Genomic DNA, 22,413 nt, shown 5'->3' with positions numbered 1-22,413 from the left:
CAGCTACCGCCTCAAAGACCGAGACCTCGGCCGCGTCCCCGCGGCCAAAACCAACGACTGAAACCAACCAAAGGGTGGGTCAAGATTCCAGCGAACAAGCCGGGTCACGATTCGACCGACGTTGACAGCGTCCAGGGCGGCATCCAGCTCTGCCAGCTCGAGGGCAGCGACATGATGGCCTCGTGCAGCTCCCGCGCTGAACGCCGCGACCGCCGCAGCCGAGGCAGAGGCCTGCTCGCCGGTCACCGTGCTTGCTCCAACCGCCCCAGGACCGGCGCGGCGTCCCCGAGCGACCACAGCCGCTGCCCGGAGCTTTCCATCGTGGCCAACCCCACTAGTTCGAGCACCGTCAAACCGAGCGCACCCGCATACCCCCGCAGCACGTCTACCTCATCTGCCACTCGCAGCGCGGCTCGCGCTTGCTCCTGCGACAGCGTCCGACCAGGTAGGAAGCTGACCACCCACTGGCCTTGACCCACGCTGCGGGCCTGGTGCCCGGTCCTGCCGCTAGTCAGCGGCCAGGTCTCGTCGTTTCGTTCCGGCATGGCCTTACCACCCCGCTCGGGCCGGGATCGGACGCAGCAACCCTGCCGATCCGGTCTGGTGTGCCGTTTGGTCGCTCGGCGTGGACGAGTTGTCGAGAACGCGCGCCGTCATAGCCGCCCCTACCTCTGATTCCGGCGACCCTACGAGGTTGCCGATGGTTGCGATGATGCTTTGATTTAAGCTTAATTGTAAGAATATGTGTATGGATACGGCAGATTTTGATGAGGTAATTTGTCCCGAAGAGTCCGGCAGCTGTGGAGAGGAATCAGTGCGCGACGAACGGTCCGATCCCTCCGCGTTGCGGTTCCTGGTCGGCCACGACCTACGCGCGGCGCGTGAGTTGGCGCAGATCAAGCAGGCCGACGCTGCAAAGCACATCGGGTGTACGCCAGCGAAATTGAGCTACATGGAGAGCGGCAAGACCCAGCAGGCGCCCGACGAGGTCGCGGCGCTGCTCCGCTTCTACGGAGTCAGGGTCGAAGACGTCGAACGAACCGTCACCTTGGCTGGGCGAGCCGATCACGGAACGTGGTGGGCACCATTCGGCGAGGTGCTGCCCGACTGGTTCAAGACCTTCGTCGGCTTGGAGGGCTTGGCGACGCACCAGTTCGAGTACGCCGACAAGGTTCTGCCAGGGCAGATGCAGACGGCGGACTACGCGACCGCGCTTCTCGGTGACAGCATGCACATTCCGAAGATGGACCTGGCGCAGTCGGTCCGTGCGCGGATGGCCCGCCAACGTATCGCTGAATCCGACAATCCGCTGCGACTCAGTGCAGTCGTGGAGGAAGCAGCGCTCGATAGGCCGGTCGGTGGTCCTCGCGTTATGCGTGAGCAGCTGGAACACCTGCTCTCGCTGATGGAGCGTGACAACGTCGAGTTCCAAGTCATCCCGACACGCGTCGCGGTGCACGATGGGCTGCCCGGCTCGTTCATCGTCCTCGACTTCGCCGAGGCACGCGGCATCGCCTACGTCGAGTACCACACCGGCGCTCTCTATCTACAGGATCGCCCGCAAGTAGACTTGTACTCATTGGCTGCCGAGCAGATCCGCCAGAAGTCGAGCACAGCCGCGGACACGATCGCAGCCATCGAGCGCCGAATCTCGCAGTACAAGGACATGGAGCAGCAATGACCACCCACATCCGCCACGGCTGGCGGAAGAGCACGTTCAGTAACAACGGCGGCGCATCGTGCGTCGAGGTCAACTTCATCGGCGACCGAGTGCTCGTTCGGGACAGCAAGTACCTGCGAAACCCGGCCAACGACCCCGCCGCCCAGCCGGTGCTGTCGATGCCAGTCGGCCTGTGGCCGACCTTCTGCGACCGCTCCGTGAGTTCGGTACCAGGGAGCGACGTAGCGGGCCTACCCCGGATCGCCCGTCACGATGATGGCTCGGTCTCTGTCAGCAGCCGCGACACAGCTGTCGAATTGGTCTTCACCCCGGATGAATGGACCGCGTTCATCCGGGGAGTTCACGCGGGGGAGTTCAACCTCCTGGCCGCGTAGCTCTATGTATCTGAACAAGTGGGACGAGGTCGCGGCCTACGAACCACAGCTCTGCCGGTCTGACTGGCGGCCGAAGTCCGGACACGCCACTTTTCCGGGTCCGTCCGGCTCGAGGGGCTTGACCCTCGATCCGAACGACGGGTGCTACCGCGAGCTTGTCTCCAGTGACCCGAAGAAGGTTTCCAGGATGGCGTTGTCGGCGTAGGCCAGCTCGGTCGTCGCGACATCGGCTTCGCTGAACCATCGCAGGCCCTGGCCCTCGGTGAGCGTCACGTCCTCGATCTCGAAATCGACGTCCGCTGTGAAGGTGTGCTCGATCCCGAAGTCCAGCTCTCGGGTGCACAGGTAGTGCACGGCCGCAGGGTCGAGTTGGATGCCGATTTCCTCCTCGATCTCGCGGACGATGGTCTTCTTGGGTGTTTCTCCCGGCTCGATCATTCCGCCGAGCAGACTCCACTGGTTCGGGTAGAGAATGTCGGGTTTGTCGTCGCGCAGGTACATCAAGACCTCGTTACGCGGGTTGACCAGGATGATCTGCGTGCCTTCCTTCTTCGCCATCAGGTTCCTTTCAGCGCTGCTAGGCGATAGCGCACTTGCGGACCGCCGTCGCGACATCATCGACGTCGGTCTCGCTCATCGCGGGATAGAGCGGCAGACTCAGAGTACGGTCGGACACCTGGCTGGCCAGGGATGCTGTCTCGGCGTCATCCCGTGCTCGCGCCGATAGTAGGGCTGCTGGTGCGCCCAGAGATAATCGTGTCGGTGACGGCAGCGGCACTCTTTCGAGTCGCGTCACTCCAATGTCAAGCATCCGTCTGGATGCCGGGGAATGGGCCGCCTTCCTTACGGGGGTCAGCGGCGGCGAATTCGACCCCGCCCGCTTCGTCGCGAACTCGCCTATGTGCGACTCAGCGGATCGAGAGGGGGCGCGGCCCTCGATCCACCCGGGACACGTCGCGGCGGATCTACCGCATGCTTTTCTCGGAAATCGATTTTGGCCCGTCACAGGTGTCGGGCCATTTCGTGAACGGCGCGGAGGCGTTCGCGCAGATCTGGGTCGGTGACGGCGGTCAGGGCGCGGTTGTGGTCGTCGGTGGTGATGGCCAGCTTGTCGCGGTGCTGGGCAAGGTAGGCGGTTAGCACGGTCTGGACCTGTTCGTCGGCGTGAACAGACGCTTGAGCGGCGAAGATCATGGTGAGTGGAAACGCCCAGCAGGAGTGCAGGTATCCGAACGTCGGCCGTTGCGTGTTCTTCCACGGTGAGTGGTAGCTGTGCTCGTCGTCGATAATGATTCCGGCGGCGGTGAGCGCGTCGTTGAGCCAGTTGTGGCCTGCTTCATGGATGAGGTCGCGGGCCAAGACGGTCGCGTCTCCCACGTGGTCGAGGAACACGGTGCCGGGCAGTCGGGTGATGGTCCAACTGTTGAGAGCGCCCTCGAGGGATCTCTCGATTAGCAGGCACACGATCGGGGCATGATGGGCGACAAGATCGCCGAACCCGAATTCGGTGGCGACCTCGAATGCTGAGGTGGCCAGGGCCAGCGCGCTGGGGGGCGCGGGTTCGGTGTCGGGTCCGAGCAAGTGGTACGGGGTGTCGGCGATCGGGGAGCGACGCAGGGTTGCCGGTTCCGGAGATTGAGTGATTCTCGGGCCCAGGTGAGTTGGCGCGGACCAGTGTGGCGGCGGAGCGGTGACATGAGTGCGGTACCAGGCGAGGGTGTCGCGGTCTCCGCTGCGGGCGGCCAGTTCCGCGCCTTCGAGGAAGTGATGCGCCAGCGCGTACTCCAGCGCGGTGCCATCACTGGTCTGCTCGGGGGCACCACTGAGGACGCTGCGAATCGTGCGGGTGCGGGTGCGATGCAGGTCGGCTATCCGGTCGAATCGGAATACCATGGCCAGTTCGTCCACGGGAATCGCCTTTCTTACGAGGCTTTCGACTGGTGGGCTGCGGCGTCGTCGGCGCAGCCCACACTGTCGCGACCTACTGTTCGACGCTCGGCCAGCCGGTGGCGATGATGCTCGACGTGTGCGCGGTGGTGCGGATCGCGCCCTCGTCGTCGCGCAACTGCTCGACCGCGGCAAGGAAGTGGGTGATCTCGTCGGATGTGTCGATCATGGTGATGAAATCCCTTCTGCTGATCTGACTCGGTGTTCACTGCTTGTGTAGTGGTTGTGGATTGCGCCGGGCTGGCTCCTTTCTGTCGGTGTTCACGTTGAGGTGGTCGCGGCGGCACGCAGCGCGGCCCGCAGTTGCGGCATGGTCGGGCGATCATTGGGATCGCAGGCCAGCGCTGCGGTGACGTGGTCGGACAGTGCCGTGGGGAGGTCGGGACGGTGTCGTGGACCGCCGAGTCGGGGCAGGTCGCCGAAAAGGACCCGGTAGGCGAGCACGGCGAGGCTGAATACGTCAGCGGCCGGGGTGGCTGTGGCGTAGTCGAGAGAGTATTCGGGTGGCCAGTGGACTTCGGGTCCGCGACTGCGCGGCCCGCGCGGAGTGTCGAGGCGGCGCGCGGCTCCGAGGTCGGTGATCATGCCGCGTCCGGCGTCGATGAGCACGTTCTCCTGGTAGACGTCGCGATGCACGATGCCGCGTCGGTGGAGTTCGTCGAGGCCATCGGCGGCGTCGGCGAGGATTGTCAGGTACCGCTGGATCGGGGCGCGATCGCCGCTCATGAGGGTGCGCAGGTTGCCGTCGGTGTAGTGCGGCATGGCGTACCAGTCGAATTCGGGGCATTGGCCTTCATCGATCGCCGGCACTATGTGGGCGGCGCCGAGGCAGCTGCGGGCGAGGTCGCGTTCGTGGCGGAAGTCCTCGCGGGCCAGGCCGGGGTCATCTGTTGATACCAGTAGAATCCGTATGCTGCGGCGCGGTCGGACTCGTCCATGGCGGCCAGCACGTGATTGCTGCCGAATCCGGCCTTGACGACGACGGGTTCGCCGTCGCCTCGGGTGGCCAGCACAAGTGTGCTCGAGCGCGTGAACGCCAGCAGATCCACGGTCCGCCAACCTTGTTGGGCGAGGTGGTCGAGCACCCAGGCGGCCGGGTGCATCGCGTGCAGTCTCATCGGATCGCCGTGCCTTCCAATTCATACAGCAGGGCTCGCGCCAGTCGTTCCGTGTCCTGGTGGGTGTCGAGCTGGTATCGACGCACCGGCATCCCTGTGGTCTGCTGCCAGGAGTCGGCGCAGTGTTCGTAGAGGCTCTGCAATCGGGTGGCCGTTGCGAGGTCGTCGCCGACGCGGTTGGCGGCTGGACGGGTGGCCAGGCGACGAGCGCAGACATCGACGGGGGTGGTCAACAGCACGGTCAGGTCCGGGCGACAAGGCCCGACTCGGGCAAGTGCTTCGATGTGGCGTTCGATCGGTCCGGCGTACGCCAGTGCGAGCAGGCACGCCGAAGACAGCACTAGCCGGTCAGTGAGAACATGGGCGCCGACTGATGCGGGGGCGAGGTTGTGCCGGGAGTGCAGGGTCAAATCGGTCAGCACGGCCGCGGTGGCGTCGCGCTCGGCGACGGGTGCTCGCCCGGCGCGAAGGTCGACCAAGGTGCGGGTGGCCGGCAGCGACAGCCAGGAGAACTGGCCGATGTGGCGGACCACGACGCCGTGTCGCCGGCCAGTGCCAGGACTCGGTCGCGCAGGGTGGTCTTGCCGGACCCAGCGATGCCTTCCAGGGCGATCATCATGCTCGGTGCTACCTCCTGCCGGTCAGTGCTGGTCGGCGAACAGCCAGGAAATGAACTTGCGGGAGCGTCCGGTGCGCACCGGGGTGGTGCCGTGGACCAGCTGTGACCCGTACAGCAGGGCGGTTCCCGGCGCGGGAGCGGTGCACCAGCGGGTGCGTGGCATGGCGGCAAACCAGGGCGAGGAGTTGTCTGCGCCGTCGTGGGCGAACGCCATGGCGGGCTCGTAGCCGGGAACCGGGCTGGGGATGGCAGGCTTCCACAGGCTGGCGGACGAGGTGGTCTCGACGAAGAATTCCCCGCCCTCGCAGCGTGTCCCGATGATGACGCTGATCCCAGCGATTTGGCGCGGCCATGCTCGTGGGTCGGGGGCGATGCCGTCCAGGTGTGGGGTGATGTGTTGGCCGGGGCCGTATTCGACGTAAGTCCACGGCCGACATGAGGTGACCGACGGCAGTATCCGTTCCAGCCTGGCCCTGACACGGGTGAACGCTGCTTGGAGGAGGGTTTCGGCGTCGTCGGGGATGTCGGTGATCTCGACGCGCCCGGAAGGTTCGTAGGTCGCCATGGCGACCGCGGTGTCGTGGCCGGGGATCTCATGGATGGAGCTGAGGCGTCGCTGGTCATAGATGTCGCGGGCGTCGCCGTTGTGAGCCTCGCGAAGAAATCGGTCCATGAGTTCCTCGAGGGCGGCGGACTCGGAGATTGTGAGGAAATCCTCCACGCTGCCCACGGTGAGGGTTTCGTTCAGGCCGATCGGGCGCCGCTCGTTCACAGTGGGCTCCTTTGTCGAAGGCGGTGTGCAATGTCGCCGAGTCCGGCACAGTGGTTGAGCCAACTGACGACCGGCGCCGCACGGGTGGTTTTCGACCACAGCCCAGCCAGCTCGCCGGTCAGTGGGAACTGGCCTGCGGGCGGCTGCGATGCCGTGTGGGCGTTTACCGACCGGGCACACGGTGTCTGGTAAAGCCGCGAGAACGCCGCCGTGATGCGGTCGGCGACTGTTTTCGACCAGGCCCTCCGGGTGTCGTCGTGGATGAGCGGATCGTCGCCGTAGGCGTGGTGCTCGGTGACGATCCAGCAGTCGGCGACGGCCGCCGCGCACGCATGGACTCGACAGGCTGGGCAACACCTGTCCGAATCGTTCTCGCGGCAGGTGCCGCCGCCCAGACTGGCGTTGATCTGCGTCAGCGCCGCCCATGGCGTGGCCCTTAGGTCGATCCGTATTGGTGGGCGAGGCTCAGGGCGATCGTGGTGACAGCACGTCGTGCTCGGCGGTGGCGTCCATGAGGGCGGCAGCGCCGGATCGATGAATAGGACGTGGAAGTAGACCAGTCTGCCCAACAGCTGGTTGACAGTCAGGATGTCGGTTGTGTTCACCGCGCCCGCCCGTCGTTGTCCGGGACCTGGCAGCTGCAGGCTGTTCGCTCGTCACTGCGCTCGGAGGAAAGTTTCCGGGCGAGTATCTCTGTAGCGGTTTCCAAGTTCGCGAAATAGCTGGTCCAGTCGGAGCCCTCGCGGCGTTCCAATCGCAGGTCGAGCACGTGAAACCGGACGCCTGTGGTTGTACAGGTCAACTCGGCGCGTCCGACGACAACGCGAACGGGCAGCGGCAGTTGGCTTTCGGCGGCGGTGACGACCCGGCAGAGGGCGGCGGCTACTGCCGCGTACTCGCGACGGTCGCGGGGCAGCACACCGACACGGCGTTCGGCGGGAACCAACTCCAACCCGTCGTAGCGATGGCCTTGGCAGCTGTCATAGGTCACCAGTCCCCATTCGCGTGTGATCGCATCAACCAGCGGCCACACACCCGGTTCGATCGCCTCGCGCCAGGCTGGGTGCATCGGGTCGAGGTCGTCGGCCTCGTGGACGCCGGGCTCACCGGCGGTATTGATGTTGCCGTGGGCGCTGGTGTTCAGCCGAACCGGCAAGCGCGGCCGACCGGGGTCGCGCCAACTCCGAAGGAAAACCGCGACGTCGGCCATCGAGTTCGGTTGATGCGGACGAGCTTTCACCTGGCGGCACCAGGTCGCCGACCGCACGTCCGGTTGGGTGATGATCGCCGCCACGCCGTCGACAAGCCGCATCCGATAGCGGCAGTAGTCGTCGTCGGAGCCGACGGACCGGGCCGCGCGCAGCCGGGTGGCGACGCATCCGCCGCCGCAGGTGTGGCGGTAGCGGCAGTCGGCGCACTTGCCCGCCAGGGCGCGGCCCTCTACCAGCAGCGGCAGCCGCCGCTGTGCCATCTGGACTGCCCGATGGCCGGGAAGATCGCGCAGATTGCCGAGCTGTGCTTCGGGCCACGGTAGTTCATCACAGCTTCCGAAACGGCCGTCCGGGTAGACGGTGAACACGTGATCGCACTTGAGGTTCGAGAAGTGGCAAAACCCGGTGTCGAGACCCTGGATGGTTCGGATCGTGGACACGACCGGCTCCAGCTTGATCCGGGAGAACAATCCGCTGGTGGCCCAGTGGGCGGCGGCGTCCAGCACGAACTGTGCGTACTCTTCGCCGGTAATGGCCCACGCCGGTCCGGCGGGACCGATCACGGCGCGCTGGGCGGTCCGCGATGGCGGAACGCGCGCCGTTTCCGTCGCGGTCGCCGCGAGGACGGTGGAGTCGAAGCACGGCACCAGACTCACCGCGTTCACGGCATCAAATCCAGCCAAGTGGTCGAGCACGGCTGCGGCGCGACCGAGAACGCGCGGAGTGACGACCGTGATGACGCCGACTTTGCGTCCACGAGCACCCAGCAGGCGCAGCGCCGCCGCGACCTGGGTGTAGGTCTCCCGGCCGTCGTAGCCGATCCGCCACGAGTTGCCTTCGGGATCGCCGTCGAGAGAGATCCCGATCCGCAGATCCGGATAGACCTCGTCGAACAGGTCCAGCCATTCCTCGTCGAGACGTATCCCGTTGGTTTGCATCGTCACCCGGGTCACCGACGGCGCTGCCGCGAGGCGGGCGAGCACACCGCGGACGTAGGATTTTCCGGCAGTGAGCGGTTCGCCGCCGTGTAGCTCGGCAACAATCGGGCGACCACCGAACAGGGTGGGCAGCCGACCGATGTCTTCGACATCGATGCGCGCCCCACCAGGGGATTCTTTGCGTTTCTCGTAGCAGAACAGGCAGTCGATATCGCATGTTTCGCCACGAAGTTTGAGGATCACCGACACCGCGGTCGCGGCGTCGGTGTCGTCCAACGTCAGATACGGGTAGCCGGATCGGTCACCGGTGGCGGGGGTCTGTCCGCTCATGAAGCACTCTCCCCCGCCACGGGGCCATGGGGCCGGTCCTCGTGACTCAGTCGTAGAGCCGACCGAGCAGCGCGCCCTGTCCGGATTGCAGGATGTGGGCCGCATCCAGCGGTACCCAGAAGCACTCGAACCGTGTAGGTTCGCCTTGCCCGTCGTGGTCTTCCTGGCTGGCCCACCGCTCGGGAGCCGGTTCGGACAACTCCAGGTGGAACACGTGCCTCACCTGGATCTCCCAGCGATACGGACTGATGTCGTATTCGAATTCGCCCAGCTTTCGGACGATCTTGAACTCGGTCAGGCCGGTCTCCTCCCGCGCCTCGCGAAGCGCCGCCTCCTGCGGGCTCTCGCCCGCCCGGATACTGCCGGCCGGGACCTGAATCCCCACTTCTTCGTAGGTGTAATCGGTGTGCCGGAACACCAGCAGCTTCCCGTCGCGCACGACGTAGACCAGCACTTTGTCCTTGCGGACCTTGTCGGGCATATGAAGAATCCCTTTCCTCGTTTCGGGCACGGATCGCGGACGCGGCAGCCTGGTGCGCCGGACCCACTCGTGAAGGCCGGTGATGAATTCCCCTGCTCCCGGCATCGTGGGAGTCTATCCGCACCGTGACGGCCCCCATCGCTGTCGCTCTCCCGTGTTGCGTCGCGAGATGCATTGAATAGCATCGGGTTTCGCTGAGCGAACGGCCTACCGTCTGGCCTGTGGAGCCACGCGGGGGATCGGTGTGTCGGCGCCAGGTTCGGGTGTGCCCCGTGCAGAGGCCCGGTTGGGTACCGAACCGGGGCGCCAATATCACGATGTCGATGACCTCGCCGCGGTGCTCCTCACCTCCGCAAACGCGGTTGCGGGCGCCTGAGGACTGACCGTCGGCGACAGCGCGGCGCAGCCCGCGCAACCCGTCGAGGACATCCCTGAGGCCAAGTCGATCGGCTGGCTCGATGCTCTTGAACAGGAGCGGCGCGACCGCGCCGTAGGTTCTCTCGGAGAACTGGCGCGACCAGAACTCCTGTGAGGGCGGCCAGGTTATTACGGGATACGCGGCGGTCGTCATGATGCCGGGCCCGTTGCTGGTGACGATATGCAGGTGTTCAAGGCCTCTCCTCTCCTGCTGCGCAACCCGCAGCATCTACGACGGGAGGGACTGCGGTGCGGGCTGCGACCGACGAACGTCTCGACGCCCCGCCGCACCCGGAGCACGTCCCACGCGACGTACGAGAAGTGTTCGCGCTCACCGGGTCTAGTCGCGTCGCCAGGATGGTCCGATCTGGTCCACTCCGGTCTTATCTCGTTCACTGGACTCGGGATTGTCGATAGGATCGTTCGCTAGGCCCGGCACCTGGGGAAAAGAGGAAGTGGTTGGGGACCGTGCTCAAGATGCTGTTGGTCGAGCGGCACCTGGCCAGCCATCCGGATTTCTGCGCCGCTTACAAACGGTGTGCTGCGGAACTCGGTACGCCTGCTGCAAAGGGGGACGCGCCGTCGAAGGCCCAGTTCTACAACTGGATGTCAGGGGAGATGAAGGGCCTCCCGCACAACCACCACCGCCGGGTCCTGGCGCGTATGTTTCCTGGCTGGTCGATCCCCGCACTGTTCACGATGGCGAGTGCACTGGACTCCACATCAGATGCAGCAGCGGATGACGCTGTCGATCAGGACCTCGAGGCGTTCCTAGGCAGCGAAATGGTCAATCATGGTGCCACATTGGTGGTGCCCACCTTCGAGTTGGCCACACGCTCGGTGGAAGCGCTGGAAGCGGCGGGTATACCGCGCCAGCACATTTTTTCCAAGCGGGCGAGCGTGTTCAACGCGCAACACCGCATCGATGTCCCGACGGCGTTGGCCGAGAACGACGTCCGCGGGATGCTGTATGTGATGTCGATGATGCAGCAGCACGGCGGGATCGCAGTCGACATCCAGAGTGATCGCGAGGTCGTGCTGGCCTGCGACCGGCCCTACATCAGCTTCGGGCTGTCCAGCAACGACTGCACCCACATGTACCTCGAAAGCACCGACAATCCGTTGTTCGCCATCCAGGACAACCCGACCACTGGCGGGCCATATCTGGAACATCTCGAACTCGCCGACGGCGAGTGTTATAGCTCCAACGACAGCCGCAACATCGGCATCATCGCTCGGGTGCGGCCGACCCCGGATCTGCACCCGGACCGGTTCTGGTTCTTCTGCGCTGGCCTAGGCTCCCGGGGCACGACTGGCGCGAGCTGGTATCTGGCCAAACATTGGCTCACATTGCAGGAACGCGCTACCGATCGGGAGTTCGTGGCCGTCATCGGGGTACGTACCTACTCCGACCAGACCGCCAATCTGGAACACCTGCTCATCAACTGACCCAGAGGAGACACTCGGTGACCGCAGCACTGTTCGTGGGTCTGGCTACCCTCGACATCGCCTACGCCGTCCACCACTACCCAGGGGAGGACACCAAAACCCAGGCGCTAGAACAGTTCCTGGGTGCCGGGGGGCCCGCCGCCAATGCCGCTGTCGCCTGCGCGATCGTGTCCGGGCACCATCCGACGCTGATCACCGCCCTCGGCCGTCATCAACTCGCCGACCTCGTGCGCCACGATCTGACCGGCCACCACGTCGCGGTCATCGACGCGACACCCGAGAACATCGACAAGCCACCGGTCTCATCCATCGTGGTCGCGCTCGAGGCGCAGTCCCGCACGATCGTCGGGCTCGACGCTGCCGGGATCCATGCCCCATTCACCGTCGGCCTCGCCCGGTGGGTCGACCACGCATCCGTAGTACTCGTCGACGGCCACCACCCCGATCTCGCGGTAGGAATAGCAGGTCGCGCCCGAGAGGTAAGGGTGCCGGTCGTCCTCGACGCGGGTCGCTGGAAGCCGGTCCACGACCGGCTCCTACCGCTGGTCGATGTCGTGATCTGCTCGTCGGCCTTCGCACCACCCGGCTTCGACGGCGACGCTGCTGCGCTTCTGGACTACCTACGGTCAGCAGGGCCGAAACATGCGGCGGTCACACGGGGGCCGGACCCGATCCTGTACGCCGAGAATGGCCGTCAAGGCGCCATCGACGTCACGCCTGTGACGCGTGCCGACACCCTCGGCGCAGGCGACATCCTGCATGGCGCGTTCTGCGCCTACTACGACCGCAGCCGCGACTTCGTTGATGCGCTCATGCGCGCGTCCGTGGTGGCCACGCTGTCGTGTCGATCGTTCGGCACCCGCAATTGGGCCCGTGATCTCAGCGAACTTCGCAGATGAGGTAGTTGCCGGAGTTTTCGCGCAGTACTGTATCGGCGCGGCCGCGGGTGTGCGCGATCAAGCGGGCGTTGGGCAGATCGCTGTCGGTGATCTTGGTGTGCGCTTGCTCGGGGGTCTTGCCACCGAGCAAGTGCCGATCGGTCAGCCGCTGCTCGATCACCACGTCGGCGGCATCGAGATACCACACCTCGTCGAGCTGGCTGCGGACCTCTACCCACCCCGGCTGGTCGAGCAGCAGGTAATTGCCCTCGACCACCGCAATCTGCTGATCGGTAAAGGTGATCACGTCCGGCACTGGGTCGTGCAGTTCACGGTCATAGATCGGCCAGGGCACACGTTCACCGAGCGGCGTTTCGCGCAGCGCTTTCAGCCGGGCCACGAACCCGGCCACATCGAAGGTGTCGGGCTGGCCCTTGCGGTGACGCGCGCCTGCAGCGTCGAGCTCGGCCGAGGTCCGGTGGAACCCGTCCATCGGGGCGATCCCCGCACCGATCCCGTATACGGCGGTGATTGCGACGGCCAGATTGTGGGCGAGCGTCGACTTGCCCGCTGCCGGTGGACCGGCAATGCCGAGAATGTACCGACAATCGCCGGACACTCGCGTAGACACCCACCGCGCGAGCTCGGCCACCGGGACTTCGTTACCTGCACGCATACCGGAATCCTTTGCACGTGAATCCAAACGGTGACCTCACCGTAGCAACGACATCGCCTGGTCGGTAATCATCGAACAAGAAGACCTTCCGATCAGCGAGGTGCCGCGCTGTACACATCCGACCGGCAGCCTCACCGCAGCGAATGGCACGCACCAGGAGTTCTCCGAATTGTCGCCTGGGCGTCGACGCCCCTTCGAATCTCTTGGGGGGTGACAGCCGCGATGGTGGCTAGTTCGCTGATCACGAGCCCGGTGAGAGCGGCATAGTCGAGCAATTGCCGGAATCGTACAGTGCGGCCATGACCTCAAGCGACGAACCTGATGCTGGTCCAAGGCGCACATGCTGTCAACGGACATTGGGACTCTCATGCAGCCGGTCGCTCGACGGTGACGCCGGTGCCGCAGACCTGACGGAACTCTCACGTCCTGTTCGTGGATTCGAGTTTCGAGTGCTCACTTATAGTTGGATGCGATCGGCGAGCAGGGCCAGAGGGGAGTCGCGGTGGCTGGTGAACTGCAGGTTCGGGTCGACCAGCTTCGCGTGGCGTCGCGGTTCATCGCAGACAAGGCGCAGACCATCCGAGAGCGACTCGAGCGCCTGGATGAAACGATCGGCAGAGAGTTGTTGGCCGACGGTTGGCAGGGCCGGGCGGCTTCGGCATATGACGAGTCCTGGGTGGAGTGGAAGCGTGGGGCGGATCAGATCGTCGCGGCGTTGGAGACGTCGGCAATGAACCTCGCCGACGCGGCCAACCGCTACGAGCTCCGCGATGGCGCCAATGCCGACGGTCTCACCGGGCTCGGAAATCAGGTGTAGCCGTGGCTGACGACGACTACAGCTACCGTGTGAATCTGACGCAGCTCGATGACGCGATCGCGACCATGGCGAAGTTCGGTGCCGAGGTCGAAGGTTGGCTGTGTGAGGTGGATCAGCACGTCGCCGATCTGCATTTGTCGTGGTCGAGCCAAGCCGCGGAGGCGCAGCGTGTGGCACACGACCGGTGGATGGTCGGCGTCGGTGAGATGCGGGACAACCTCGATGAGCTACGTGAGGTGGCGCGTCGGGCACATACGAATTACATGGGAGCCGCCGAGACCAATTACAGGATGTGGCCGCAGTGACGGCTCCGACCGTCCCGGTCATCGTTCACCGCGCCGGTGAATACTCCTCCGCAGGTGAGGTGTTCGGCCAGATGTCGGCTGACACGGTGACAACCCACGCGGCGCTGATCACCGTGTTGAGCACGTATGCGGGGATGGCTGGTAGCGACAGTGTCGGTGGTCAATGGGCCAGTGCCTACGATGAGGCCGCCCAGCTGGCGATCTCATCGTCATCGAAGCTGGCGACAGCGTGTGGTCAAACCAGGGATTTGATCGTTGTCGGAGCACATAACCACCGGCTCGCGGAGACCGGTTCCGATCCGCGTAACCCTTCCTCGCCTGCACTCCCGCAGCTGTCGATCGCGCCCTGTCTGGCCGAAGACGCGCCGTCGGCGGCTGGCGAGGGGATCCCCGAGCCATTCGGGTGGTCAATCCTGAAGGACCTTGTCGGTTTCGGCTGGCCCAACGGTCACCAAGACCAACTCGACGCCGCGAAAAGCGCATGGCACACCGCCTCGGCCGACTACCGCACCGTGGCTGCTCAGGTACCCCGAGCAGTCGAGCTGCTGACAAACCAGCAGTCGCCGGAGATCGGGATCGCGGTCGGCACCTGCCAGGAACGTCAGGATGATCTCAACGCATTGGCTGATGCGTGCCAAACGCTGGGGGACTCCTGTGGCGAGTACGCCCACCACCTCGACGAGGCCCACCACAAGATCCTCGAGGAGGTCAAAGATTTTCTGATCGAAACCGCGGCCGCTGAGGCCGTCTTCGCGGTGTTGGCGCCGTTCACCGCTACGGTTTCGGAATGGGTGGGCAACACCGCGCTTGCTGGTCGTATTGCGGTGCGAGCTCGTCGCATCGCCACGATCATCGGCGAGCTCGGCACCCGGGTGACCGAGATAGTGACGCGCGCCATCAAGCCGGTCATTGCGGCACTGAAACCGCTCCTGGACAGGGTCGGTAAATGGGTCGACGTCGCCAAGGCGAAGCTGTGGACACGCGAAGCTCGTGGGGCAACCCCTGGAAGGGGAACCGCCGATGAATGGCTCAGCGGCGGGCGGCGTCGGCCGGCGAACATGCTCGATGACCCCGCGCAAACGAAGTGGGCCCAAGATGCCTACGACAACTTTATCCAAGACCCGCGCGACATCTCCGCGATCAGCCGCAACACCGACGATCTCGCTCGCGCCAACGGCGCAACAGGATTCTCCGAGGCCGAGATTGCCGCGATCAAGAAGCATCTGTTCGACACCGAACACCCGATTCTGGACTACGAGACCGGGCAAGTCGTGGTCCGGAAGTTCGATCCCGATCCTGAAATCGCGGACGCGTGGATCCGGCTGCGCTCGGGGAACGCCCTGCCCGAGGATCACGTCTTGCTCGAGCACGAGCTTGCCGAGTTGAATTACCTGCGAGCGAACCCGGGGGTCACGTATCAGGATGCTCACCGTGTGGCGAACGAGTCGTTCAATTGGCAGACCCAGGTTCCGTTGAACAAGCGCGAAGACTTCGAAAGTGGGTGGTGAGCATGGCAGCGATCGTGTACTTCGCCAAAAAGTCCGAGAGCCCGGAAGTCGTTGTATACGAGTTCGGTGACGACCCGGGTACTTTGACGAGGAAACTGGCCATGGACAAGTCTTCTCGGACAGCCCAGCCGGTCGACGGCGAGGTCGACTACACCTTCCTCAAAGCGTCCCGGAAGATCAACTCCGTGTACAGCGAGTCCAACGCATGGCCGGAACGCGGTATGAGTGTGAGCTGACCTGGCCCGCGTTCGAGGGCGCCGCCCCAGGCGGCGAGCTCTACATGCCGTGGCGACAGTCACAGCACACACCCAGTAGGGAGGTGGACTGCTCATGACGAACATGGGGCAATGGGAGCAGCAGCTTCAACAACAGCTCACCGAGATCCGCGGCCACGGCGAGCGATTGACCGAGAAAGCAGCCGAGCTCCGCGGGCACGGCGAAGTCCGCGGAGTCCTCATCGAAGTCGATGCTGGCGGTGAGATCACCAGCTTGCAAATCGCGCCGGCCGCAATGAAATGGGCCAGCAGCCAGCTTGCGAGCGCTGTACGTGATTGCCACAGCAAAGCCCGCTCCGACATCAAATCGAAGATCGAACGACTTCTGAAGAAGGCCGACCCGAGTCTTCTCGACCAAGCGAAGCTGCTCCTGGCTCCGGAGGCAAGGACTAGCGAACAGCGCCGATCGCTGGACGAAGCGGCTGCGCAGGAAGCCGACGACGACTTCTTCGAGCGCCGCAACCTCTACGGAGGCTGGACCAGCTGAAAGCCAGACGCTGCGCTATCGACTGCTACCCCTACCGATACCCGTCGGCGGCCGCGGCCGGGACGCAAGCCGTTAGAAGGTCAGCCCAGCAGGGCGACAGGTGTTTGCCGAGCGACCCTGACCGCAGCCTCGAAGATCATGGCTGCAGACCACGAACTCCGGCCCCGATTCAACAAGTTGGTACCTCGTCGGCGCTCACGTTATTCCCGGGGGCCCGGTTCACGGAATGGGGCAGGTGGTGGGTCCCGCCAGATGTGAGCTGACCCCGCTGGCTCGGTCAGGCGAACCGAATCCCGGGGCCCAGTCATGCGCCCTCGAACGACTCCGTTGTTCAAGTGGCGCAGCCGTTAGCGGGCGATGGCCGATGTGTCGTAGAGGCCGTAGGCGACGAGGACGTCTGGGCAGTCGGGGTATTCGCTGATTTCGAGGCTGAGTGAGATGGGCTGATCGGTGCCGGGTGTATGTACATGGATCGGTGTCGGGCGGGGCAAGTCGTAGGTGACTTGCATGGGGGTGGATTCCCAGACGCGGGGGAATTCGGGGGTGGTCCGCAGTTTCCGGAACAGGGATCTTGCTCGGGGGAGATCGCGGTATCGACCGAGGGTTCCGCGCAGGATGGTGACGGTGTAGCGGGCTTCGTTGTCCCAGTTGTCGATGTGGTCGCGGGCGGCGGGGGAGAACATCCATTGGAAGTAGTTGTTGTCGGCCTCGGCGAGGTCGGGCACCAGGCGGTGGAATATCCGGTTGCCGTGCAGCACGGTTCGGAGGGGGTCGAGGTAGACGGCGAGGACGTCGCGGGTATCGAGGTGGTCGAGGTGGGCTTGGATGCCCAGGACCGTGAGGTGCTGGCGTAGCTGCTCGGTGGGTGGCAGGTCGAGGGAGGGTTGCCACAGTTCGTGCAGGTGTCGTCGCTGTGAGGGGTCGAGGTCGAAGGCGTCGGCCAGTTTGGCGAAGACACGAGGGCCAGGGTAGGTCCGATCCCGGATGAGCTGGTGGAGGTAGGAGCTGCTGAAACCGGCCTGTTGAGCGGCGGACTCACGGGAGAGGTGATGTCGGTGGCGCAGCCATTCCAGCGAGTCGTGGAAGTCGGGCATCCCGTCGAGTCCCGGGGCTTTCTGCATTTCATCTTTCCCGTCTCTGCGGTGGTAGCGCGTGCGCGATTTCCCCGGCGTGCGAACGACGAGGCGCCTGCTCGGCGTCATGGTGGCGGGTGGGGGGATTGCTTGTCATTCGGTACTCCTGTTCGGTGGTGCGGGGATTCGGGGCATGCCGTGTGGGCGAGGTCGGGTTGCTGGTCGGTCAGAGCAGTGCTGGTCCGTGGTTGGGCTCGCGGTAGCACATGCAGAATCGGACGTCGTGGGAGCTCGAGGCGTAGCCGAGGTGGATGCGTTCGGAGTACGGCTCGCCGGTGGTGGGGTCGCGCAGGTGGAGGGGTTCCTCGGGGCGGCGGCCGTAGGCGACGGCGTCGCTGGTGTCCCACGTCTCGCGGAAGGTGGCCGCACCGCGCAGGTCGTGGAAGAGGGCGTGGGCGTGCGGGGTTTCGCGGTGGCGTCCGAGGGCGCCGCGCAGGGTCGCGACCAGGTAGGCGGCGGCGCTGTCCCAGTGCATGACGATGGGTTCGGCGGTGGGCGTGGTGGAGCCGGGGTGAAAGAACCACAAGGCGATGTTGTCGCGGTACTGTTCGATGCCGGGCAGGCCCGCGGTGAACTGCTCGTTGGCGAGGACCACATTCCACAGCGGATCGATGTAGGCGGCGGCGATCTCGCGGCGGTCGAGGTAGGTCAGTGTCGCCCGGTTCTCGGGGGTGTCGGTGCGGGTGCGTAGTTCCTCGATCGGCGGCAGAGCGACCGGGGGCCGGGCGAGGTCGCGGGTGTAGCGTTCCTGCGCGCGATCGAGGTCGTAGGCGGTGACGAGGTGGTTCAGGACCGCTGGCGAGCACGGGGCATCGCTGTTCTCGATCTTCTTGAGCATCTCCTTGCTGATGTGGAGACGGTCGGCGGCGCGCGGGCGCGGAAGCTTGCGGCGCTCGCGGATCCGGCGTGCCCAGCAACCGAGGTCAGGTACCTCCGAACAAGACGAACTGGTGCGGTCCTGCTGGCGGCGTCGTCGTGGATGGTGCGGGTTCGTCGTCCGGGTCATGTAAAGCCACTCCTACTACGGTCTTCCGTACTCCCTTCCACATGGGGTACGTTGAAAGGTTCACTCCCCCGAGTTGATTCGTTCCTACCAGAGGAAGATCATCTCGGCAAATATTATTCTCCGTGAGCTAGCCGATGATTAGCCGAAGGCTTCCGTGTGGCGGCCCGCGGACTGTTCGCTGTGCTCGCCCGCCGAGGGGGACACGCGTTCGGGAAGTTTCCCTGCTGACACTCGCGTTACCCCTTTCACCCGTCGGTGCAGGTCACCATGTGAGGCCGGAGGGGTAATGGTTTTGTTAGCAGAATCCTTACCTCTCGAAGGGGTGGCGCGGCAGTGGTTTTGGGGGCTGTGATGGTGGGGCAACTGCACCTCCTCCGGTAAAGGAATAACTGTGGACCCATACACGATCCTGTCGCTGCTCGACGCGGGCGCGTCGCTGATCTCGAGTGTCCTGTCAGTCGCCTCGCAGGCATTGAACCTGGTCCTGTCGTTCGTCTGATCAGCCATGCCATTCCTCTGAAATGAGGAATACGGCGACGGGTCCCCGGCTGCGGTCGGCGGCCGGGGAATCCGTCGTTTCTCGCGCGTTGTCACGCGCATTTCTGAATCTTTTCCTCTCCTTTTTCATTCGATCGAAAGGGTTATTTGTCGTGCCCGAAAACGGGAATGCATCCCTCGCGTATGGGGGTCGGCTGCTGTGGGGTGGCCGTGTGTTGGCTGTCGGCGCTGTGCCGGTGGTGATGATGCTGGCCGCGCTGGAAGCCAGTGCTATGACGCTGGATCCGATCGCCGACCAGCCCGGAGTCACCGCCCCGGTCCAGCCCGGAACAGCCGCACCCGCTCCGCCCCCGCCACCACCGGTCGCGCCGCCGCCCGAGCCCGCTGTGTATCCGCAACAGGCGCCCGAGGTCCGCAACGGCCCGGCCCCGCGCCCGGCACCTCCACCCGCTCCCGCGCCGCCGGTGCAGGTGATCGAGCTGCACTCACCGGAACCGGTGCCCCCGGTCGCGCCGATCGAGCCCCCGCCGGACACGATCCGGATCGGCCACTGGGAGACTCCGTCGCCGGACTGGCTGCCCCCGGAAATCCGCGACGGCGTCAACACCACCGCCGCGAACGTCGAAGCGCAGGCCGCGACGTTCCTGGACTCCATCGGGATCCCGGCGGGACGCTCTGATCGGGTGGCCGGTGCCACGATCGCCGGGGCGGGGGCCGGTGGTGCGATCGGAGGCGCGCTGGCGGGTGCACCAGCGGCGGCAGCGGGCGCGGTCGCGGGCGGGCTGGCCGGTGGCACGATCGGCGGTATCGCCGGTGCCGCCCTGGGCACCGTGGTGACCGTGCCGGTCATCGGCACGATCACCTCCGGTGTGGCCGGTACCGCGCTGGGCGCGGCAGCGGGCGCTCTCGCGGGCGCGATCGTGGCCGGGGTTCCCGCCGCCGTAGTCGGTGCGCTGGCCGGTGGCACGGTGGGCGCGGGATTCGGTGCCGGGGTGGGGGTGGGCCAGCCGTGACCGGTCTCAGTCTCCTCACCGCTGCCGTCCTGGCGGCCTGCACGAGTGCGTTGTGTACGCCGGGCTCGGTGTCGGCGCAGCCGCCCTCGACCGGGCCGGCCTGTCCCGTGCTGTGGGTCCTCGGGGTGCAAGGCACCGGCGAGTCCTCGCCGGGGGCGTCTGAGACCGCCGACACCGGGATGCTCGGATTCCTGCTCGGCCCCGTGGTGGCCGCTGTCCCGGATCTGGTGCAGCGCACCTACGTTGCCTATCCGGCCGGGTTCGGTGGCGCGGTGGGGACCGGCGGCGGCCCCGACTCCTACGCGGCCTCAGTGGGCGAGGGCCTTTCCGCACTCACGGCCACCGCGGAACGGATCGCCACCGACTGCCCCGGCACCGCCATGGCGGTGGTCGGGTATTCCCAAGGCGCACAGGTGGTGTCGGAGTTCGCGCGAGCTGTCGGCGCGGGGGAGGGGCCGGTCGGACCCGAGCGTGTGGCGGGTATCGCCTTGTACTCCGATCCCGATCGCGCCCCAGGGTCGCCGGTGTTCCCCGGCCGCCCCGGCCAACTCACCCCCGACCCGGCCCCGGGCACCACGGGGGGCGGTGTCGGGGGTGGCGATCAATACCGCGCCCGCTTCCGGCGGCGGGATCGCCACGGGCGAGGGTGTCGGGTACGGGGCGTTGACCGGCCGGGTGGCCGATATCTGTGTGGACGGTGACTTGAGTTGCGCGGCACCTGATCGCGCCGCTCTGTTGCGGGTGGCCGCCCAGGTCGCTGCCCAGGCGGATCTGCGTGATCCGATGGCCGCGCTCGGCTCGATCCAGGCGCTGCTGTCAGGCGTGCTCGGTGACGCCTGGACCACCGTGGTGAACAACGACTTCCGCATCGGGCCCGGCGTCGTCGATTACGTACCCGCGGCGAGCCTGGCCGACCGGCTCACCGACGCCTCCGGCCCCCGCACCCCACGACCCGGTCCGGACGAGACAGCTGCCGCGACGGCGCGGTGGGGACAGATCACCGGGGTGGTGGCCGCAGACCCGGTCGGGCAGTTGCCGAAGCTGGCCGGGCAGTTGTCCGCTGCGTGGGGCCAGCTGGTCGGCGACAACGCCGATCTGACGAATCCGGGCGTGTGGCTTCGCTACGCCGACATCCATGGCCGCCACACCGGATACGCCGCCGCCGGGCAACTCGCCAGCGGCATCGCGTGGATGACAGCACTCGCCCACGACCTCGCCGGGAGTCACCAATGACCACCAGCAGCAACGACTTCTACAACGTCACGACCCTCGACGGTTACCGCCCCGGTGACCCGGTGCGCACACGGCCGGTGTTCGTCGCGCAGCTGAGCGAGGCGCGGGGGGCGTGGCAGGTCGTCTACGCCACGGCCAACGCCCGCTCCGAAACCATCGCGGCCTCGGGGATCGTGCTGGTCCCCGAGACCATCGCGGCCCCGGGCGCGACCGCGATCCTGGTGTACTGCCCGGAGTTTCGCGGCCTGGGCGGTGTCTGCGCGCCGTCGCAACTGCTGGCGATCGGTGCCGAACCCGACACCACCGGTATCGAGGCCGCCCTCGCGCGAGGCTGGGTGGTGGCGATCCCGGACGGGGAGGGCCTGGGCATCACCGGAGGCGGCCCGCACACCTTCCTCGCCGCCCGCGCCGGAGCCCGCAGCGTGCTGGACCTCGCGCGAGCGGTGTATCGGGGCGCGGACCTCGGGGTCGCGGTCGCGCCGGTGGTGGCCTGGGGATACGCCGACGGTGGGCGTGTGGTCGCCGCCGCCGGGGAACTGCAGCCGTGGTATGCGCCGGAGCTGGACCTGCGTGGTATCGCCGCCGGATCCGTGGCCTCCGACCTCGCCGCCCTGGCACCGGCGTTCAACCGCGGCGAGGCCACCGGCCTGGGGCTCGCTGCCCTGGTCGGCCTTTCCCGCGCTTATGAGCACCTGCCGCTGCGTCACGTGCTGTCCGAGGACGGGGCGCGCGCCGTCGATCAGGCCCAGCACCTCAGCGCCGCTGAACTGCTGCAACAGTTCCCGCAGCCGGTGGCGCACTGGTGCCGCCGTCCCGATCCCTGGAACGATCACTGGTGGCGGCGGGTACTGGCGATGGAGACCCTCGCCCACACGCGCCCCGGGATGCCGCTGCACCTCTACCACGGTGGGCTCGACGCCATCGTTCCCGTGTCGGCGGGACGTCGCACCCTCATCGCCTACCGCCAACGCGGCACTCAGGTCAGCTGGCGCGAGTACGAGAACGGCCACCGCGACACAGCGGCCACCGCCACCAGGGATGTCCTCGCCAGACTCAGCGAGGACATCGCAGGCCGGCGGGGCACGCGAGGCGGCCGGCCGATCGGCGGCGAGGGCGAGCACAGCGAGCACGCGAGCCGCCGATGACCGTTTCCCCAAGACGGCCCTGCCCGCACCCGGCCCCACCCGGTGCGGGCAGGGCCGCGTGGCGGCACTCCCGACCGCCCGAATCATGCAGTCTCAGAACAA

General features: G+C 66.1%; 27 protein-coding genes. 13 read left to right on the top strand and 14 right to left on the bottom strand.

Features of this window, described 5'->3' with window-relative positions:
- Nucleotides 1–242: 242 nt before the first annotated feature.
- Nucleotides 243–545 carry a hypothetical protein gene (locus GVY39_RS23090; protein WP_201295306.1) on the bottom strand — a complete coding sequence of 101 codons (303 nt, stop codon included), beginning with the start codon at nucleotides 543–545 and terminating at the stop codon, nucleotides 243–245.
- Between the two features lie 269 nt (nucleotides 546–814).
- On the opposite strand from GVY39_RS23090, the gene GVY39_RS23085 reads away from it, so the two are divergent.
- Nucleotides 815–1,681 carry a helix-turn-helix transcriptional regulator gene (locus GVY39_RS23085; RefSeq protein WP_201295307.1) on the top strand — a complete coding sequence of 289 codons (867 nt, stop codon included), beginning with the start codon at nucleotides 815–817 and terminating at the stop codon, nucleotides 1,679–1,681.
- Entirely contained in the window at nucleotides 1,678–2,055 is a 378-nt protein-coding gene (locus GVY39_RS23080; protein ID WP_159927725.1) for a DUF397 domain-containing protein, read from the top strand. Before GVY39_RS23085 ends, GVY39_RS23080 begins: the two co-directional genes overlap by 4 nt.
- A gap of 144 nt (nucleotides 2,056–2,199) precedes the next feature.
- Here the strand turns inward: GVY39_RS23080 and GVY39_RS23075 are convergent, their stop codons facing one another.
- The 10 genes from GVY39_RS23075 to GVY39_RS23040 form a co-directional block, all read right to left on the bottom strand.
- Nucleotides 2,200–2,613, bottom strand: coding sequence for an NUDIX domain-containing protein (locus GVY39_RS23075; protein WP_159927727.1), 414 nt, complete (start codon nucleotides 2,611–2,613; stop codon nucleotides 2,200–2,202).
- Nucleotides 2,614–3,057: 444 nt separating this feature from the next.
- Nucleotides 3,058–3,963 (bottom strand): HEXXH motif-containing putative peptide modification protein, encoded by a 906-nt coding sequence (locus GVY39_RS23070; RefSeq protein WP_159927729.1) that lies wholly within the window; start codon nucleotides 3,961–3,963, stop codon nucleotides 3,058–3,060.
- A 73-nt stretch (nucleotides 3,964–4,036) separates the two neighbouring features.
- Nucleotides 4,037–4,171, bottom strand: a complete 135-nt coding sequence (locus GVY39_RS35015; RefSeq protein WP_255466245.1) for a hypothetical protein — start codon at nucleotides 4,169–4,171, stop codon at nucleotides 4,037–4,039.
- Nucleotides 4,172–4,263: 92 nt separating this feature from the next.
- Nucleotides 4,264–4,812, bottom strand: coding sequence for a protein kinase (locus tag GVY39_RS23065; RefSeq protein ID WP_236565599.1), 549 nt, complete (start codon nucleotides 4,810–4,812; stop codon nucleotides 4,264–4,266).
- Nucleotides 4,812–5,120 carry a hypothetical protein gene (locus tag GVY39_RS34575; protein ID WP_236565600.1) on the bottom strand — a complete coding sequence of 103 codons (309 nt, stop codon included), beginning with the start codon at nucleotides 5,118–5,120 and terminating at the stop codon, nucleotides 4,812–4,814. Before GVY39_RS34575 ends, GVY39_RS23065 begins: the two co-directional genes overlap by 1 nt.
- Nucleotides 5,117–5,653 carry a hypothetical protein gene (locus GVY39_RS23060; RefSeq protein WP_159927733.1) on the bottom strand — a complete coding sequence of 179 codons (537 nt, stop codon included), beginning with the start codon at nucleotides 5,651–5,653 and terminating at the stop codon, nucleotides 5,117–5,119. Before GVY39_RS23060 ends, GVY39_RS34575 begins: the two co-directional genes overlap by 4 nt.
- 108 nt (nucleotides 5,654–5,761) lie before the next feature.
- Nucleotides 5,762–6,511: a 2OG-Fe(II) oxygenase gene (locus GVY39_RS23055; protein WP_201295308.1), complete on the bottom strand. Its 750-nt coding sequence runs from the start codon at nucleotides 6,509–6,511 to the stop codon at nucleotides 5,762–5,764.
- Nucleotides 6,508–7,116: a hypothetical protein gene (locus tag GVY39_RS23050; RefSeq protein ID WP_159927735.1), complete on the bottom strand. Its 609-nt coding sequence runs from the start codon at nucleotides 7,114–7,116 to the stop codon at nucleotides 6,508–6,510. The genes GVY39_RS23055 and GVY39_RS23050 overlap by 4 nt, the downstream gene beginning before the upstream one ends.
- Nucleotides 7,113–8,990 carry a radical SAM/SPASM domain-containing protein gene (locus GVY39_RS23045; protein WP_159927737.1) on the bottom strand — a complete coding sequence of 626 codons (1,878 nt, stop codon included), beginning with the start codon at nucleotides 8,988–8,990 and terminating at the stop codon, nucleotides 7,113–7,115. The genes GVY39_RS23050 and GVY39_RS23045 overlap by 4 nt, the downstream gene beginning before the upstream one ends.
- Before the next feature lie 46 nt (nucleotides 8,991–9,036).
- The gene (locus tag GVY39_RS23040) at nucleotides 9,037–9,471 is read right to left on the bottom strand and encodes an NUDIX domain-containing protein (protein WP_159927739.1); all 435 of its coding nucleotides are present in this window, start codon (nucleotides 9,469–9,471) and stop codon (nucleotides 9,037–9,039) included.
- A gap of 885 nt (nucleotides 9,472–10,356) precedes the next feature.
- Between GVY39_RS23040 and GVY39_RS23035 the strand changes: the two genes are divergently transcribed.
- A complete protein-coding gene (locus GVY39_RS23035; RefSeq protein ID WP_159927741.1) occupies nucleotides 10,357–11,337 on the top strand; it encodes a hypothetical protein in 981 nt (326 codons plus the stop codon).
- 17 nt (nucleotides 11,338–11,354) lie between these two features.
- Nucleotides 11,355–12,236: a PfkB family carbohydrate kinase gene (locus tag GVY39_RS23030; RefSeq protein ID WP_159927743.1), complete on the top strand. Its 882-nt coding sequence runs from the start codon at nucleotides 11,355–11,357 to the stop codon at nucleotides 12,234–12,236.
- Here GVY39_RS23030 and GVY39_RS23025 read toward each other — a convergent pair.
- On the bottom strand, nucleotides 12,217–12,891 hold the full coding sequence (locus GVY39_RS23025) for a nucleoside/nucleotide kinase family protein (RefSeq protein WP_159927745.1): 675 nt from the start codon (nucleotides 12,889–12,891) through the stop codon (nucleotides 12,217–12,219). The two genes, GVY39_RS23030 and GVY39_RS23025, sit on opposite strands and share 20 nt — an antisense overlap.
- Nucleotides 12,892–13,354: 463 nt before the next feature.
- Between GVY39_RS23025 and GVY39_RS23020 the strand changes: the two genes are divergently transcribed.
- From GVY39_RS23020 to GVY39_RS23000, 5 genes are all read left to right on the top strand, one after another.
- Complete coding sequence (locus GVY39_RS23020) at nucleotides 13,355–13,708, top strand: WXG100 family type VII secretion target (RefSeq protein WP_236565601.1); 354 nt, start codon at nucleotides 13,355–13,357, stop codon at nucleotides 13,706–13,708.
- Nucleotides 13,709–13,710: 2 nt separating this feature from the next.
- The gene (locus tag GVY39_RS23015; RefSeq protein ID WP_236565602.1) at nucleotides 13,711–14,013 is read left to right on the top strand and encodes a WXG100 family type VII secretion target; all 303 of its coding nucleotides are present in this window, start codon (nucleotides 13,711–13,713) and stop codon (nucleotides 14,011–14,013) included.
- Nucleotides 14,010–15,521, top strand: coding sequence for a hypothetical protein (locus tag GVY39_RS23010; RefSeq protein WP_159927747.1), 1,512 nt, complete (start codon nucleotides 14,010–14,012; stop codon nucleotides 15,519–15,521). The genes GVY39_RS23015 and GVY39_RS23010 overlap by 4 nt, the downstream gene beginning before the upstream one ends.
- 2 nt (nucleotides 15,522–15,523) lie before the next feature.
- Nucleotides 15,524–15,757: a hypothetical protein gene (locus GVY39_RS23005; RefSeq protein ID WP_159927749.1), complete on the top strand. Its 234-nt coding sequence runs from the start codon at nucleotides 15,524–15,526 to the stop codon at nucleotides 15,755–15,757.
- Nucleotides 15,758–15,851: 94 nt separating this feature from the next.
- Nucleotides 15,852–16,283, top strand: a complete 432-nt coding sequence (locus GVY39_RS23000) for a YbaB/EbfC family nucleoid-associated protein (RefSeq protein ID WP_159927751.1) — start codon at nucleotides 15,852–15,854, stop codon at nucleotides 16,281–16,283.
- A 347-nt stretch (nucleotides 16,284–16,630) separates the two neighbouring features.
- Here the strand turns inward: GVY39_RS23000 and GVY39_RS22995 are convergent, their stop codons facing one another.
- Together GVY39_RS22995 and GVY39_RS22990 are read right to left on the bottom strand one after the other, a co-directional pair.
- Complete coding sequence (locus tag GVY39_RS22995; RefSeq protein ID WP_159927753.1) at nucleotides 16,631–17,404, bottom strand: helix-turn-helix domain-containing protein; 774 nt, start codon at nucleotides 17,402–17,404, stop codon at nucleotides 16,631–16,633.
- A 178-nt stretch (nucleotides 17,405–17,582) separates the two neighbouring features.
- On the bottom strand, nucleotides 17,583–18,422 hold the full coding sequence (locus GVY39_RS22990; protein WP_159927755.1) for a helix-turn-helix domain-containing protein: 840 nt from the start codon (nucleotides 18,420–18,422) through the stop codon (nucleotides 17,583–17,585).
- 710 nt (nucleotides 18,423–19,132) lie between these two features.
- On the opposite strand from GVY39_RS22990, the gene GVY39_RS35135 reads away from it, so the two are divergent.
- Genes GVY39_RS35135 through GVY39_RS22975 form a run of 4 tightly spaced genes read left to right on the top strand, consistent with a single transcriptional unit; the run spans nucleotide 19,133 to nucleotide 22,311 of the window.
- Nucleotides 19,133–19,933, top strand: coding sequence for a hypothetical protein (locus GVY39_RS35135; protein WP_159989343.1), 801 nt, complete (start codon nucleotides 19,133–19,135; stop codon nucleotides 19,931–19,933).
- Nucleotides 19,930–20,634, top strand: coding sequence for a cutinase family protein (locus GVY39_RS34565; protein WP_304654139.1), 705 nt, complete (start codon nucleotides 19,930–19,932; stop codon nucleotides 20,632–20,634). The genes GVY39_RS35135 and GVY39_RS34565 overlap by 4 nt, the downstream gene beginning before the upstream one ends.
- Nucleotides 20,624–21,166: a hypothetical protein gene (locus tag GVY39_RS34560; RefSeq protein ID WP_240679470.1), complete on the top strand. Its 543-nt coding sequence runs from the start codon at nucleotides 20,624–20,626 to the stop codon at nucleotides 21,164–21,166. Before GVY39_RS34565 ends, GVY39_RS34560 begins: the two co-directional genes overlap by 11 nt.
- The gene (locus GVY39_RS22975) at nucleotides 21,163–22,311 is read left to right on the top strand and encodes a lipase family protein (protein WP_159927759.1); all 1,149 of its coding nucleotides are present in this window, start codon (nucleotides 21,163–21,165) and stop codon (nucleotides 22,309–22,311) included. The genes GVY39_RS34560 and GVY39_RS22975 overlap by 4 nt, the downstream gene beginning before the upstream one ends.
- Nucleotides 22,312–22,413 lie beyond the last annotated feature (102 nt).

The sequence above is a fragment of the Nocardia sp. CY15 genome (genome assembly GCF_009829295.1).
Taxonomy (GTDB): Bacteria; Actinomycetota; Actinomycetes; order Mycobacteriales; family Mycobacteriaceae; genus Nocardia; species Nocardia sputi.
Note: the sequence above shows the minus strand (reverse complement) of the source record. Positions and strands in the feature narration are given on the sequence as shown.